This is a genomic window from Cytobacillus sp. NJ13, from assembly GCA_030348385.1.
Lineage (GTDB): Bacteria > Bacillota > Bacilli > Bacillales > Cytobacillaceae > Cytobacillus.
In genome coordinates this window covers 2581821-2595903 of sequence record JAUCFP010000006.1, presented here as the reverse complement: position 1 = coordinate 2595903, position 14083 = coordinate 2581821, and the positions used below count along the sequence as shown (strand labels likewise).

General features: G+C 43.9%; 15 protein-coding genes. 8 read left to right on the top strand and 7 right to left on the bottom strand.

Translation table 11 applies throughout. From position 1 onward, the window contains the following. Positions 1–39 precede the first annotated feature (39 nt). Positions 40–1554, bottom strand: a complete 1515-nt coding sequence (locus QUF73_12725; GenBank protein MDM5227070.1) for a BCCT family transporter — start codon at positions 1552–1554, stop codon at positions 40–42. A gap of 141 nt (positions 1555–1695) precedes the next feature. Here QUF73_12725 and QUF73_12720 point away from each other — a divergent pair, with 141 nt between their 5' ends. From QUF73_12720 to QUF73_12700, 5 genes are all read left to right on the top strand, one after another. Next, positions 1696–2193, top strand: a complete 498-nt coding sequence (locus QUF73_12720) for a DinB family protein (GenBank protein ID MDM5227069.1) — start codon at positions 1696–1698, stop codon at positions 2191–2193. Then, entirely contained in the window at positions 2174–2965 is a 792-nt protein-coding gene (locus tag QUF73_12715; GenBank protein ID MDM5227068.1) for a GNAT family N-acetyltransferase, read from the top strand. The genes QUF73_12720 and QUF73_12715 overlap by 20 nt, the downstream gene beginning before the upstream one ends. Before the next feature lie 128 nt (positions 2966–3093). Then, entirely contained in the window at positions 3094–3645 is a 552-nt protein-coding gene (locus QUF73_12710; protein ID MDM5227067.1) for a cytochrome c oxidase subunit II, read from the top strand. Beyond that, complete coding sequence (locus tag QUF73_12705) at positions 3638–5104, top strand: cbb3-type cytochrome c oxidase subunit I (protein MDM5227066.1); 1467 nt, start codon at positions 3638–3640, stop codon at positions 5102–5104. The genes QUF73_12710 and QUF73_12705 overlap by 8 nt, the downstream gene beginning before the upstream one ends. A gap of 87 nt (positions 5105–5191) precedes the next feature. Beyond that, a complete protein-coding gene (locus QUF73_12700) occupies positions 5192–6415 on the top strand; it encodes an MFS transporter (protein MDM5227065.1) in 1224 nt (407 codons plus the stop codon). Positions 6416–6450: 35 nt separating this feature from the next. Here the strand turns inward: QUF73_12700 and QUF73_12695 are convergent, their stop codons facing one another. Both QUF73_12695 and QUF73_12690 read right to left on the bottom strand, forming a co-directional pair. Next, positions 6451–7407 carry a calcium/sodium antiporter gene (locus QUF73_12695; protein ID MDM5227064.1) on the bottom strand — a complete coding sequence of 319 codons (957 nt, stop codon included), beginning with the start codon at positions 7405–7407 and terminating at the stop codon, positions 6451–6453. A 105-nt stretch (positions 7408–7512) separates the two neighbouring features. After that, positions 7513–8235 carry a DUF3784 domain-containing protein gene (locus QUF73_12690; GenBank protein MDM5227063.1) on the bottom strand — a complete coding sequence of 241 codons (723 nt, stop codon included), beginning with the start codon at positions 8233–8235 and terminating at the stop codon, positions 7513–7515. 114 nt (positions 8236–8349) lie between these two features. Here QUF73_12690 and QUF73_12685 point away from each other — a divergent pair, with 114 nt between their 5' ends. Both QUF73_12685 and QUF73_12680 read left to right on the top strand, forming a co-directional pair. Beyond that, the gene (locus QUF73_12685) at positions 8350–8574 is read left to right on the top strand and encodes a hypothetical protein (GenBank protein MDM5227062.1); all 225 of its coding nucleotides are present in this window, start codon (positions 8350–8352) and stop codon (positions 8572–8574) included. A gap of 70 nt (positions 8575–8644) precedes the next feature. After that, on the top strand, positions 8645–9253 hold the full coding sequence (locus QUF73_12680) for an exonuclease domain-containing protein (GenBank protein ID MDM5227061.1): 609 nt from the start codon (positions 8645–8647) through the stop codon (positions 9251–9253). Between the two features lie 57 nt (positions 9254–9310). Here the strand turns inward: QUF73_12680 and QUF73_12675 are convergent, their stop codons facing one another. The 3 genes from QUF73_12675 to QUF73_12665 are packed head-to-tail and all read right to left on the bottom strand — an operon-like array spanning position 9311 to position 10995. Further along, positions 9311–10564, bottom strand: a complete 1254-nt coding sequence (locus QUF73_12675; GenBank protein MDM5227060.1) for an ATP-binding protein — start codon at positions 10562–10564, stop codon at positions 9311–9313. A 48-nt stretch (positions 10565–10612) separates the two neighbouring features. Continuing rightward, positions 10613–10807, bottom strand: a complete 195-nt coding sequence (locus QUF73_12670; protein ID MDM5227059.1) for a YwbE family protein — start codon at positions 10805–10807, stop codon at positions 10613–10615. After that, a complete protein-coding gene (locus tag QUF73_12665) occupies positions 10807–10995 on the bottom strand; it encodes a hypothetical protein (GenBank protein ID MDM5227058.1) in 189 nt (62 codons plus the stop codon). Before QUF73_12665 ends, QUF73_12670 begins: the two co-directional genes overlap by 1 nt. Before the next feature lie 221 nt (positions 10996–11216). On the opposite strand from QUF73_12665, the gene QUF73_12660 reads away from it, so the two are divergent. Further along, positions 11217–13043 carry a M6 family metalloprotease domain-containing protein gene (locus QUF73_12660; protein ID MDM5227057.1) on the top strand — a complete coding sequence of 609 codons (1827 nt, stop codon included), beginning with the start codon at positions 11217–11219 and terminating at the stop codon, positions 13041–13043. A 42-nt stretch (positions 13044–13085) separates the two neighbouring features. On the opposite strand, the gene QUF73_12655 is transcribed toward QUF73_12660, so the two are convergent. Next, positions 13086–14006 (bottom strand): ketopantoate reductase family protein, encoded by a 921-nt coding sequence (locus tag QUF73_12655; GenBank protein ID MDM5227056.1) that lies wholly within the window; start codon positions 14004–14006, stop codon positions 13086–13088. Positions 14007–14083 lie beyond the last annotated feature (77 nt).

The window sequence follows — 14083 nt, the reverse complement described above, 5'->3', positions numbered from 1 at the left end:
TTAGGAAAACCTGCAGACCCTTAATCTGCAGGTTTTCTATTAAGCCTTCCTCTTCGGAATTCTTCCTATCCCCAGCTCCTTCGCTTCTTTCTGCAGAGCCTTGATCAGACTGAAGGTCATTAAAGCCATGATAACGGAAAAAGGAAGAGCTGCTGCAATCATTGTGTTCTGCAGCGCTTGCAGTCCGCCGGAATAAAGCAGGACCAATGAAATGGCAGCAAGCATAATTCCCCAGATCAGCTTAATTTTATTGCCTGGGTGGTGCGACCCATTTGTCGTCATCATTCCTAAGACATATGTGCCTGAGTCGGCAGAGGTAATAAAGAATGTACAAATGAGCAAAATCGCTATAATCGACAGCACCGTTCCCATTGGAAGGCTGGAGAATACGCCAAACAGTGCTTCCTCAGTAGCCAATTCCGAGATTTTCGCTGTACCCTGATGCTCTTGGATAATCGCCGTTCCCCCAAATGTGGAAAACCATATGAAGCCAATAACCGAGGGGATAAGCAGCACCCCAAAGACAAATTCCCGGATCGTTCTCCCTTTTGAAACACGGGCAATGAAAATGCCAACGAAAGGAGCCCAGGCAATCCACCAGGCCCAGTAAAAAATCGTCCAGCTATTAATCCATTCCCTGACCTCTGGATCCAATGGGGCAATCCTGAGGCTCATGCCCGGCAAGTATTGAAGATAGCTGCCAAGCGTATTGGTGAACAGGTTCAGAATAAATAATGACGGTCCAAGAAAGAAAGTTAAAAGAAATAAAGCCGCTGCCAGAAGCATATTGGCATTGCTCAAAATTTTGATTCCTTTTCCCAGGCCGGACAGGGCTGAGAGGATAAACAGGATTGTAACGATTACAACTATCACAAACTGTATCGTGAAATTAACAGGAAGGCCATATAGATAAGATAATCCTCCGTTAATCTGCACTGCCCCAAAGCCAAGTGTCGTTGCCACACCAATTACAGTGGCCACGACTGAAAGGATATCTATGACTTTTCCGGTTATACCCTGTGTCCGGTCGCCAAGTATGGGCTTTAAGGTGGCGCTGATTAAACCAGGTTCCCCGTGGCGGAAATTAAAGTAAGCCAGCACAAGTGCCACAATACCATAAATCGCCCAGGCATGGATGCCCCAATGGAAGTAAGTATATCTCATGGCATTCTTAATGGCGTCGTCAGTCCCTACTGGACCGCCGGTTGGGGATCCGACCGCATAGTGATAAATCGGCTCTGCTGCGCCCCAGAAAACCAGCCCGATCCCCATGCCCGCACTAAATAGCATCGCAAACCACGTTGGGCGGGAAAATTCCGGTTTATCATCCTGCTTCCCCAGCTTAATTCTTCCTAAAGGGCTTATTAAAAAATATAAACAAACAATGACAATAAATGATACAAGAATTAAATAATACCAGCCGAATTTATCGGTAATAAAAGCTTGAATATTCGCTGTAACAGTCTCCAGCGAATCCGGGACAAAAACACCGAATAAAACAAGCAATAATAATATGCCTGCCGATATATAGAAAACCATTAAGTTCTTCTTCACATACAATCCCCTTTCTTCTGTTGCCGCTTCCTTTAGGATTAAATACATAGGAAGTAATTATGCGGCGGAAAAAGAAATTTGCAGGAAATTCCCATTTCCTGACGAAATTCCATAGGTATCTGGACAAGGAGGTAAGAGGATATGCTGACATTATTTCGCTATAACTGGCAAGTGCGCGATGAGTGGTTTGAATGGTGCCGCCAGCTCTCAGCCGAAGAGCTGAATGCCAATCGGACTGGAGGAGTTGGGGGCATTCTGGAAACCCTTTTTCATATCGTGGATGTAGAATACAGCTGGATTTGTGTGATACAGGGCAAGGAAGTGACAGACCCGCTGTTTTCTGACTATGATGAATTGGAAAAAGTAATGGCTCTTTCTGAAGAATACCGCAGGGAATTAGAAAGCTTTTTTCATGCGGAATGGCCAGTTTCATACAATGAGTTTGTTACACCGCCATGGATGGAGAGGCAATATAAAAAGGGAGATATCCTGAATCATGTCATTGCCCATGAAATCCATCATATCGGCCAGCTGTCTGTATGGGCAAGAGAGATGAATCTAACACCGGTATCAGCAAGTTTGATAGGAAGGGAATTAAATCACATAAGGGGAATTGAAAGTGATCAGAAAGCTAACTGAACAAGACGATGAAATTTGCTTCAGCTTTTTAAAACAGCAGCCGGCAGAGAATCTGTTCATTATTGGAGATATTGAAGCATACGGCTATGAGCAGGAATTCCAAAAGGTGTGGGGGGAGTTCAATGAAAGCGGAAATTTAATAGCAGTTTTATTAAAATATGAAGAAAATTACATCCCCTTTTCAGCAGGAGATTTTAATGCCAGGGGGTTTGCGGAGATCATGCTCGGTGACAAAAACCTTGGGATGATGTCTGGCCTAAAAGCTGTAACTGCAAAAATTGAACCTTATCTTTCAAATCGCATAAAAAGAAAACGGGAAACTTATTATGCAAAGTGCGTGGAATTAACGGACGAAGGTATTGATGCATCAGCAGTCTGCCAGGCTGGACCTGAAGATGCTGAACAGCTGGTGGAGCTTCTGAACAGTATTCCTGAATTCAGCGATTCAGCCATTACTGTTGAACGAAAACGCAGGGGTCTAAAAGATGGCTCATCCCGTTCCTTTTTTATTACAGAGGAGGGAAAAATGGTCAGCACCGCTTCAACTGCAGCTGAAAATTCTCTCTCTGCTATGGTCGTCGGCGTCGCAACAGATCATAATTATAAAAAGAAAGGCTATGCCACCCAATGCATGGTCAAACTCTGCCGCCAGCTTCTTTCGGAGCATAAAGAACTCTGTGATAATCCGGCTGCAGGCGCCATCTATAAACGCATCGGGTTTGAAGATATCGGTTTTTGGATGATGTACACGATAGAAATGAAAATGTCCTGATTCAGGGCATTTTTTTTGCGGGAAAATTTCAAAAAAATCGTCAAATAGGACATATATCACCGAATTAAATAATGAGCTTCCATAAAATAAGGTTTGGGGGATTTGAAAATTTTATTGGAGGGGTATGAATGTATCAGCAAATCGCCATGTATGCGACTGTTTTCTTTGTGTTCCTGCTGGGGCTGGCATTTGCGTTTGTCTACGGTGAATCCAAGCGCAGCGGAGAGTATAGCACCATCCAGGAAAAAGGATATAAGATCAGGAAATTTTATTTTCTCGGGCTAATTGCCATTATGGCTTTTGCCACTGTTATGACGCTTGGCAGGCTGCCGTACGACAGCAATCAGGCCGAAGCGGAAGGCTTAAATGAAACGAAAGCAGTGAAGGTAACTGGAGTCCAATATGCATGGGAGATGAGTGAGGAAACATTCAAAGCAGGAGATAAAGTCCAATTTGATGTGACAGCCTCGGATGTTACCCATGGTTTTGGCTTATACAATGAGAATATGGAGCTTGTCGCTCAAACTCAGGCCATGCCTGGATATACAAATACAGTTTATTATACTTTTAAAGAACCTGGAACTTATCAAATATTATGTCTTGAATACTGTTCAGCCGGACATCATGTGATGGTTAAAGAAATTGTTGTCGAACCGGAAGGGGGAGCGTCTGATGAATGAAGCGATTCACCCTTTAGCCAAGAAAACAGTGGTCTGGCATCTGGCTGTAACTTCACTTGTCTTAATTCTTATGATGATCTTTGGTGTTATAATGCTGATGAATCAGGGTGAAATGATCAGCATCACACCGCAGTGGTTTTATAAAATCATGACTGCGCACGGAACAGGCATGGTTGGCATCGCTGCACTGGGCGGAACGGCCATCTTATGGTACTTCCTGTCTAAATACATAAAACTGAACCCTGCCATCCTCATTGTAAACTTTGTCCTTTTTTTAACCGGAGTCACGATGGTTCTAATCGCTATTTTTGTCTTTGACTTTTCCGATGGCTGGACATTTTTATATCCGCTTCCTGCCCAGTCAGCCAAAATGTATGGGGCGGCAGGGGCGGTATTCTTCTTATCGGGCATGCTGGTTCTTGGCATTGGATTTTTAATTCTTTACATGTACCTGGCTGCGAGGCTGACAGCAGTTTATGGGGGCCTTGGAAAGGCACTTGGATGGGATATCATTTTCAGGGGGAAGAAAGGATACGGGCCGCCTGCTGCTGTAGTGGCGACAGCCATGGTCATCATCACCAATTCGACTGCCCTGCTGGCAGGAGCAACCGTGCTGGCAGCATCCCTAGTGAATATCATCAATCCGGCCGTCACAATGGACCCTCTGCTTGCCAAGCATCTTACCTATGCATTCGGCCATATCTTTGCCAACTGCACCATCTATATGGCTGTTATTGCCGTATATGAGGTCCTCTCAGAATATACAAAACGGCCATGGAAAGCTAACAAAGTCTTTTTAATTGCTTGGAACTGCTCGACACTTTTTACCTTAATGATCTATACGCACCATCTGCTGATGGACTTTGCAGTACCAAAATGGATGCTCATCATCGGGCAGGTGTTTTCCTATGCAAACGGCTTGCCCGTTATGGTCGTTACGGCTTACGGAGCGCTGATGATTGTCTATCGCTCGCGGATGAAATGGGACTTTGCCTCAAGCCTGTTTTTCCTTTCTATGTTCGGATGGGTGGCAGGAGCGATTCCGGCCATCATTGATGCCACCATTGTTGTCAATCATGTGATGCATAACACGAAATGGGTTCCGGGTCATTTCCATACGTATATGGGAATGGGTGTAGTCGCCATGATTATTGGGTTTATGTATTATTTTAATAAGACCGAAGGCAATCAGCAGCACAGGGGAATCGATACGTTCACAATCGCTCTCTATTTTTCCTTTTTTACGGGGTTTGTAGGCTCTTTTCTTTATGCAGGCGGAATCAGTGCACCAAGAAGATGGGCGGAGCACCTGCCGCAGTGGGTACTGTCCGATCAGGTAGGCGCCATCAGCGGAATCTTTATCGTTGTGGCTGCAATCATCTTCTCCGCAAGATTTTTTTCCGGGTTAAGAAGTGTTGGCACGAACGTTCATTACCAAAAAAAATCAGCAGCTGGCTGAGAAATAGGTGCTCTGGAGATTCCTCTCCAGGGCTTTTTTTATGATATACTAATAATTGGGAAAATTTTAAATATATGCAGGTGATCTATGAAACAATTTAATTGGAAAATGGCGTCCTTCCTGCTGACGGGGATTGGAATATCCAGACTGGGAGATTTCATTTACCTGATTGCTATTAATTTGATTGTCTATGACATGACCGGCTCAGCTGCTGCTGTGGCAGGATTATGGATCATAGGCCCTGTCACTTCCGTTTTAACCAATTCGTGGAGCGGGGGCATGATTGACCGGAAAAATAAAAAGAGCATTATGATTTGGACGGATATGGCCAGGGCGCTGGGTGTAGCGCTGATACCGTTTCTGGGAAGCATTGGCTTCATTTATGCAGTCCTCTTTCTAATCAGTATGGCAAAGGCACTATTTATGCCGGCTTCCACCACGTATATAACCAAGCTGGTTCCGATCGAAAGCAGAAAAAGGTTCAACTCCATCAACAGTCTTGTTACCTCAGGCGCTTTCATCGTCGGGCCAGCCATCGCAGGCGGATTATTTCTGATTAGAACCATAGAGACAGCCATCTTTTTAAATGCGGCTTCCTTTGTCTTTTCAGCTGTCATCATCTGGCTGCTGCCGGACATGGATAAAGAGTTAAAGTCCCCTTCAGTACAAACATCAGCCTATGAAACGCTCCGGGATGATTGGAAGCAGGTCATCACGTTTGCTGGGAGAGAGGTTTTTATCATTTCTGTTTACGGGTGTTTCCTGGCATTCGGTTTGTTCTCACTCGCAATGGATTCCCAGGAGGTTGTTTTTATCCAGGATGTTGTGGGGCTGACAGAAGCGGATTATAGTTTCCTTGTCAGCATCAGCGGGATTGGCTTTGCGCTGGGAGCTCTCTTTATTACCATCGTTTCAAAAGTGCTTAGCATTAAACAGCTTATGGGCTATGGCATGCTTTTGACAGCGGCGGGTTATCTGATTTATGCCTTGGCAGACTCCTTTATGATGGTGGTCATTGGATTTACTGTCCTCGGCATCTTTAATGCTTTCTCAAGTGCGGGATACCAAACCTTTTATCAGAATAATGTGCCTGTGGAAATCATGGGCAGAATGACGAGTGTGATCGGTGTTATCCAAAGCTTGGCGCAGATTATCCTGCTCTTTGGAATCGGTGTTCTCGGAGATCTGTTTCCGCTCCGCTATACGATTGTCATTTTAGCAGTCCTGAATTTAATCCTTTCTCTTTATGTCTGCTGGCAGCTGCTGAAGCCGGGAAAGCAGCAGTATTTTTCAGAAACAACCTCCGCTTAAAAGAAACGCCGGCCCCAATCGGACCGGCGCTGGCATTAATTCCGCATAATGATGTAAATCAAATACATAATGTAAGAGGCAGCGAGAAAGCCGCCCTCATATTTTCCTACAGCATATTGGCTTCTTGAGAAGATAAGGAGCACAAAAGTGATTAAAATTAAAATCGTAATATCGATGAACATTTTAGGGTCTACAGGAAGCGGCGATATGGCAGCTGAAGCCCCTAGGACAAATAGGATATTGAAAATATTGCTCCCTACAATATTCCCAAGGGCAATCTCGCTCTCTTTTTTTATGGCTGCGGCGACAGAGGTCACCAGTTCCGGCAGAGAAGTCCCGATGGCAACAATCGTTAAGCCGACCAATGTTTCACTCATTCCCAAAGAGTAGGCAATCTCTGTACTGCTTCTGACTACCAAATCACCGCCAAAGATAATGGCAGCCAATCCGGCAATCGTCAAAAGGCTTTGCTTCGTCCATTGGCCGGCGCTTGTTTTAATAGGATCAGCTTTTGTACTGCTTCGGCTTTCCCGGGCCACTTCAAATAAATAGTACATGAATACAGCAAAAATCAGCAGCAGAACAAGGCCATCACTGCGTGAAACCACATTGCTGCCGATAGAGTTCAGATATGTATCACTAATGAAAATCATAAGTGCGGCTGTGGCAAGCAAAGTGAATGGAATCTCCTTGCGGATGGTTGTGCTTTCTACTTTCAGGGGAAAAATCATGGCGGTAATACCGACAACCAATGTGATGTTAAAAATATTACTGCCGACGACATTTCCAATGGCCACATCGGCACTGCCACCCATCGCTGCCAGAATGCTGACTGTGGCTTCAGGCGAACTTGTTCCAAACGCAACGATTGTCAGCCCGACCAGCAGCGGAGAAATCTTGAGAAACCCGGCAATTTTTGAAGCGCCATCCACAAAAAAGTTTGCCCCTGCTATCAAAAGGGCAAATCCAATGATTAGAAGTAAATATGACACTTTTCGACGCACCTCCCATTTTTACTATGTTTATCCAATTATGGATTGAATTCAATAAACCTTCAACTAAATGACACCGAAATGCTATGCCGGCGGCTTCATTTGTTATTCCGCTTCTTTTTTGAGCTCTTCATACCAGCTCTGAGTTACCGAGGAATCTTTGCTGTTAACAAATATCTGCTCATCTTTGAACTCAATGTATAGAATGGGCGTATGGTCTTTTTGGATGAATAATAAGCTGCTGCCATAGCCGGTCACTTTGAAATGTCCCTGTGCAAGGGTAGGGAGGCCGATGCCATTTTGTTTCCAGGTTACTTCAGGCATCTCCTCTAATAATTGCACGGACTGAATATCCCGATAATCCCATTCATCTCCGTACATCCCGGAAATTTCAAATGAATGCTCTGCTAATGCCATTTCATAGCCTTTATGACTGGAGAAGGTCAGATAAACGATAGGGCCAAACGTTACAATGAAGACAATGCTGGCAATTAGATAACTGCGTTTTCTTTTTGCCGGCACTTCATATCTGGATAAGTAGATGAGTCCGCCAAGCAATATGACCAGCATGAAGCCGAATTGCACTTCGGTTGCAAATCTGAATTCGATAAACGATAGAGGCAGAAGCACCAGCATTCCGATAGCGGTGCCGATGAGAAGGCTGCCGATTTTTTGCGGATACCTGTTTTCTATTAATGTTTCTTTCTCTTCTTCGGGCCGCGATGCGAATCCGGAAATGAGCCAGTAAGCCATTTTGAATCTCACAGCCCACCCGAGAATCAGAAAGAGCGCGATCACTGCAATCTGTGTAATGACAAGTCCGATCATGGTAAAAACCTCCTTACTATTCTTACGGAGAAAACCGCAGATTTGTTTCGAATTTGGTATAATAAAAAGACAGTTTCTTTTAAAAAATGTATTGAAATAAGGGGAGGAACATCCTTGAAAAGCAAAAATATTTTATTTTATATATTGCTGGTGCTTTTGCTCACTACCGTTGTCAGCATTGTCATGGGCTACCATACCTTCGGTTTTGGGGTAGGGTTTCTGTTCGCATTTCTGTCTCTTTCCACAGGATATTTCTATTCCATGAAAAACCGCGAGTATATCCATCAGAATTATCATGCCGACTATGTGGACCGCTTAAAAAACGATAAAAAGATCTAAGAGCGGTTCCGCTGGCATTCAGCACTCCTCTATTATATGCTTAGTTTAAAATGTATAGAGGAGGCTGGCCATGAGAAACCAGGAAAAGATGGGGCTGCTGCTGGATGTGGAGACGACGGGGCTTGGACCAAATTTCGATGAAATTATCGAACTGGCATTAAAGCTGTTTTCGTACCGTGCGGATACTGGAGAGATCCTTGATATTAAGGATAAAGCTGCATTCCTGCGGGAGCCCATCAGCAAATCGGCCAAAAACAATTACAGCCGCGCTTTCAGGGTTCACGGAATTCCTTATGAAGCTGTCAGCGGTAAAAGCTTTGATGATATCAAAATAAAAAAATATTTCTTTCATGCCGATTCCGTTTTCGCTCATAATGCATCCTTTGACCGCAGTTTTTTATACCGGATGTATCCTGAAGACATCAACGAATTAAAATGGTATTGCACGATGAGAAGTGTTCCATGGAAGGAATATGGTTTTACAGACAGCAAGCTGCTGACGCTCCTTCAGTCCCACCAGATTGCAGAAAGCCAGACACATAGGGCGATGGATGATATTACATACCTCTTAGAATTGCTGAAAAAGACAAATCCTGCAGGGGATTTCTATATGCGTGATGTTCTGGCAAAAGGTCCGATGAGAAAATACCAGCCTGCGGTTCAGGGCCGGCTTGGTTAAAAGGCAATACAGCAAAAGAGTGCACACAGGCACTCTTTTTTTGCAGTTTCTCTTTTCTTATTCACTCTTCAGCAGGGGCAGTACAATTTTCACTGTCGTTCCCTTGCCAATATCGCTGTCATATTCAATCGTTCCTTGCATTTCACGGATGATTTTGTTCGTAACCATGCTGCCAAGGCCTGTTCCCTTCGTCTTTGTTGTATAAAAAGGCAGTCCGATATTCTCTAATTGCTCGGATGTCATGCCCCGGCCGTTATCTGCAATGGTTATTTCAACCGTGTTGTGAAAATAATCTGCAGAGGTGAAAATATGAATTCTTCCCTTTTCCGGAACTGATTCTATTCCATTCTTGATCACATTCATAATGGCCTGTTTCAGGTGGTGTTCATCTCCCTGAACATAAAAAGGTCCTTTATCCGCGTACTCAATCATAACATTGGAATAAGAGGCAAGCGGCCTCATGAGCAGTACACAATCCTGAATCACGTCATGCAAGGGGACATTAGCCAGATGAAACTGCTCGGGCTTTGAGACTTTCAAATAGTTCGTAATGATGCTGTTTGTGCGATCCAATTCCTCAATTATGAGCGGGGAGAACCTTTTTAAACTCTCATCCGCCGTATCCTGGCTCAAATATTGAATGAAGCCCCTCACAGTGGATAAAGGATTTCTAATTTCATGTGCGATGGAAGCTGCCAGCTGGCCGACCATTGTCAGCTTATCCATATACATCATTTCACTGATCTGTTTGTTCGTTCTGAAAAGGTTTTCGATGACAAAAATAAGAGCAATAAATGTCAGGTAAAACGCCGCGAAGTAAGTCAGGTAAAAGAATGTATCCAGAAAAATGACAGCTGTAGCAAGAATGGATATATAAAGGTAAAAATAAAAGAACAGAATGAATGACCCTGTTACCACCCGATGTTTGGAATTAATAAATACTCTTCTTAAAGAAATTGTAATCAAAAAAGATAGAATGGAAACCAAAATTCCAATATAAATGAACTGTCCGCCAATTAAATAGCGGGTAATGACTGTACTTAGCATCACAATAGATCCGGGAAGCCATCCTGTATACAGCGTTACGATCATGATGGCGACCATACGCAAATCAAAATGGGTTTCCCCCAGCGTTTCAATGGGATAAAACATGCACAAAAGTGCACCAAATGAGCCAAGCAGTCCGTAAATCAATTTTTGTTTAAGGGTGAGGGGGGTCTTTGTCTGATATGGAAAAAACAAATTCCCGTTAAACGTGAATGAAAAAAGTATTGTAATATTTACCAGTAAAGGCTTGATCAGTGTAACCAATAGTCTCCTCCCAGTATAATCAAATCTAGTGAAAGGGATCTGTCCCTATTAACGTAAAATTTGTTTTACCCGGCCAACCTGTCCATCTTCGAGTCTCACTTTTATACCGTGCGGGTGAGAAGGTGACTTTGTTAGAATGTCTTTCACGATTCCTTCTGTCAGCACACCTGTCCGCTGATCCTTTTTAAGAACAATTTTTACTTTTAATCCAGGCGCAATTGCAGCGCGATTCTGCCCTTCCATTACACACCCGTCCGTTTCCGCTGATTATTGGTCTTCTTTGTCTGCTGGCTTTTCAATGCTTTCGCCGATTTAACCGGAGCTTTATTGAACTTTCCGCCTGACTGCTCTTGTTTTTTATTCATAAGCTGCTGTTTCATTGCTTCTTTAAGGCTGATTTTTTTTCGTTCATTGTCTTCTATATGAGTCATGTTTAGAGTCTCCTTTATTTACATATCCCTCTATTATAAATCATTAAACAGTTAAAGGAAATTTCACAGCGAAATAATCTTTTCACCTGTAACTTTTTCTGAAAAATAAGTCTTTTTCACTACGGTATTTTCTGCCGAACCATCCTTTGTTACTATTTAGAAAATACTGAATATTTTGTACTATTTAGATTACAGAAATAGATTATAGGGGAGTGAGTCAGTTGTTAAAAGTTCTATCCACTTCAGCTTTATCCCTTGCTTTAGCAGGAAGTGCCGTTTTTGCAGGAGCGGGACCGGCAGATACTCAGGCAAAGCAGGAAAGTAAGTATCAAGTCAGCCTTGCACACCATGTTGGTGCGTCGCCGGAGCTTGCTGCAAAAGCAAAGGAATTGGGAATCGATTTATCAAAGGTCGATCCGGCTGAGAAAGCAGCAAAGGCAGGAGCAAAGTTCCAGCAGCCTGGTGACAATCATGTGGCGTATAAAGAAGCAACAGGAGATATACCGGTTCTTGTTCTTCTGGCAAAGTATCCGGATGGTGATGAGCCGGTCGGTGATATGCCTGGACAAGTTCCGGCTGAGTATTATGAGGATTTAATTTTTGGAACAGAGTATAATCCTTATGAGCTTCCTCAATTCCAGAAATTTGATGGTGAGAATGTCCCGAAGGATCGCACGATGCAAAATGCTTATAAAGAATCCAGCTATGGAAAAACCAACCTGGTCCGCAAGGAAAACACCGAATTTGTATGGGTGGAAATGCCTAAAGGTGCGTCATATTACTTGGATCAGGAAGGTACCTTTGCTGAAAATGGTACATACGTCAATGGCAACGTGAATGGAGATGCCCATACAGGCGAATTCATTCGTGACTTACTGAAAGCGGCAGACCAGCAGGTTGACTTCTCGAAGTATGCCGAGAATGGAGAAGTTCCTAATATCTTCGTTATTCATGAAGGTACAGGAGCTGAATTCAGCCGTGACCCGGCACAGTTCTGGTCTCATAAGTGGAATATCCTGAGTGCGCTTTACTATGGCAAATACTATGAAACTGGCAAACCGGCACCAGTTAAAGAAGGAATGTCAGAAGAAGCCTGGATTAATAAAACCGTTGCAGAAGATATGACCTATGATGGCGTAATGGTTAACAACTACAACATCCAGCCGGGCATCGGCGGAAATGTTGCCGGATTTGATGCTGCAACAAATTCTTATAAAGAAGAGGCAAAAACGGGTCCATTCCCAGCACAAACCGGGGTTTACGCCCATGAATTTGGACATGCGCTAGGTTTGCCTGATTTCTATGATACGGTTTACAGCTCTGAAGGTGCAGGAAACTACTCGATGATGGCGGGCGGCTCCTGGATGCGCTATCCGGATGCTGCTGCATATGCAGGAAACTCTCCAACGCACTTTGATCCGTTCTCTAAGATATTCTTGGGATGGGTAAATCCAATTGAAGTGAAGCCTGAAGAGGGCGTGCGAGAAATCACGCTTCCGGCGATCAATAAAGCAACTGCTGACAACGGCATCGTCAAAATGGAAGTGCCGGGCTCTAATGGGACTGAATACTTCCTATTTGAAAACGTTCAGCAGGATGGCTTTAACAAAGGCTTAATTCGCCAGGGTGCAGATTCTAAAGGGTTAATGGCGTGGCACGTAGATGAGAACATCATCAACCTGTACCAGACGGCCGGCTTCCGTCCAAACAATGTTGAAAACTGGATGAATAAGCGCTTCCAGTACAACCAATCAGAAACTGCCAGCGATGGTACACTGGTAACACACTATGGTTTATCCGTTCTTCAGGCAGATGGAAAGTATGACCTGGAGAAAAATCTAAACCGCGGTGATGCAGGCGATTTCTTCAAAACCGGAGGAAAAATCACACCTGTATCCGGGAATGTTCACACTGGTTCTTACTACTTCTGGAAGGGCTATAGCTCAACGCCAGCTGATTCTGGAATCCATGTAACAGACATTAAAGAAAATGCGGATGGATCCATCACGGCGAAATTCTACTATAATTCAAACAGCAGCCAAAAATAATAGAACAAAAATCCGAGCGGGGAGACCGGCTCGGATTTTTGCTTATAAACTATTATTCTCATAAACCTTCAAGTTCGCATAAATGGCACCTAGAACAGGAGCATCCAAATCCAGCTGCGCAGCTTTTTTCAGCAAATATCCAAAGAAATGATCTGCTTCGATTGCCTGCTGCTTTTCCATATCGCGCTGCAGGGAAGATTTCATTTCAAAGCCCATTTCTCTTATTTTTTGCACCTGGGCATCTTCAATCCCGTGAGCCAGCGGAGCATCCAAGCCCCTCATAATGGCAGATGCTTCTTTCAATACCTCCTTAACTGAATTAAATCCAAATGCCTGATCGCGGATTGGACCGATTGGAGAACGGAATAGAGAGGTAACGCCAGAAAGAGTAGAGATAAACAAGTATTTATGCCACATCTCCTGCTCGATATTTTCGGAGAGGCGGAAGTTTGCTTTTGTACCTGAAAAAGCCTCTTGAAGCTTAAGGATCCGCTCCGTTTTTTCGCCGCATCGTTCCCCAAAAACAAAGTCATGGACCGGGCTTGTTTGAATCACTTTCCCATTTTCACCAAGAGTGGTTTCAATAAAGCAAAGGCCGCCAAGAACCTTTGTTTCCCCAAAAGCGGCTGTCAGTTCATCTATATGGGCAATTCCATTTAAGAGAGGAAGAATCAAAGTACTATCGTCTGTGTATAGACGGATATCCTCTATAGCTCCCTCAAGATGATAGGCTTTTGTAGAGAGCAGGATGACATCGAATGCATCTGCCTGTTCTCCGGCCTGGATCGTTTTCGGCTCAGGAAACTTCATATCCCCATGTACACTTTCCGCCACAAGCCCATATTTCTCAAGCTGCTGCTTTCTTTTCTCCCTTACCAAGAACGTTACATCCTCGCCTTTTTCCAAAAGCCTTCCGCCAAAATAGCCGCCAATGGCGCCGGCTCCGACAACTAATATTCTCATTTTATAGTGCCTCCTCTGGTTAAATGGAAAAGTGCACGCATGTACGTGCACTTTTGTTTGCTAAGTTAAATACAAGA

Excerpts from the sequence above, each read along its gene's own strand:
- QUF73_12705 (MDM5227066.1), top strand. The coding sequence starts at position 3,638 with ATGAATGAAGCGATTCACCCTTTAGCCAAGAAAACAGTGGTCTGGCAT.
- QUF73_12690 (MDM5227063.1), bottom strand. The coding sequence starts at position 8,235 with ATGATCGGACTTGTCATTACACAGATTGCAGTGATCGCGCTCTTTCTG.
- QUF73_12700 (MDM5227065.1), top strand. The coding sequence starts at position 5,192 with ATGAAACAATTTAATTGGAAAATGGCGTCCTTCCTGCTGACGGGGATT.
- QUF73_12665 (MDM5227058.1), bottom strand. The coding sequence starts at position 10,995 with ATGACTCATATAGAAGACAATGAACGAAAAAAAATCAGCCTTAAAGAA.
- QUF73_12670 (MDM5227059.1), bottom strand. The coding sequence starts at position 10,807 with ATGGAAGGGCAGAATCGCGCTGCAATTGCGCCTGGATTAAAAGTAAAA.
- QUF73_12710 (MDM5227067.1), top strand. The coding sequence starts at position 3,094 with ATGTATCAGCAAATCGCCATGTATGCGACTGTTTTCTTTGTGTTCCTG.
- QUF73_12655 (MDM5227056.1), bottom strand. The coding sequence starts at position 14,006 with ATGAGAATATTAGTTGTCGGAGCCGGCGCCATTGGCGGCTATTTTGGC.
- QUF73_12680 (MDM5227061.1), top strand. The coding sequence starts at position 8,645 with ATGAGAAACCAGGAAAAGATGGGGCTGCTGCTGGATGTGGAGACGACG.
- QUF73_12720 (MDM5227069.1), top strand. The coding sequence starts at position 1,696 with ATGCTGACATTATTTCGCTATAACTGGCAAGTGCGCGATGAGTGGTTT.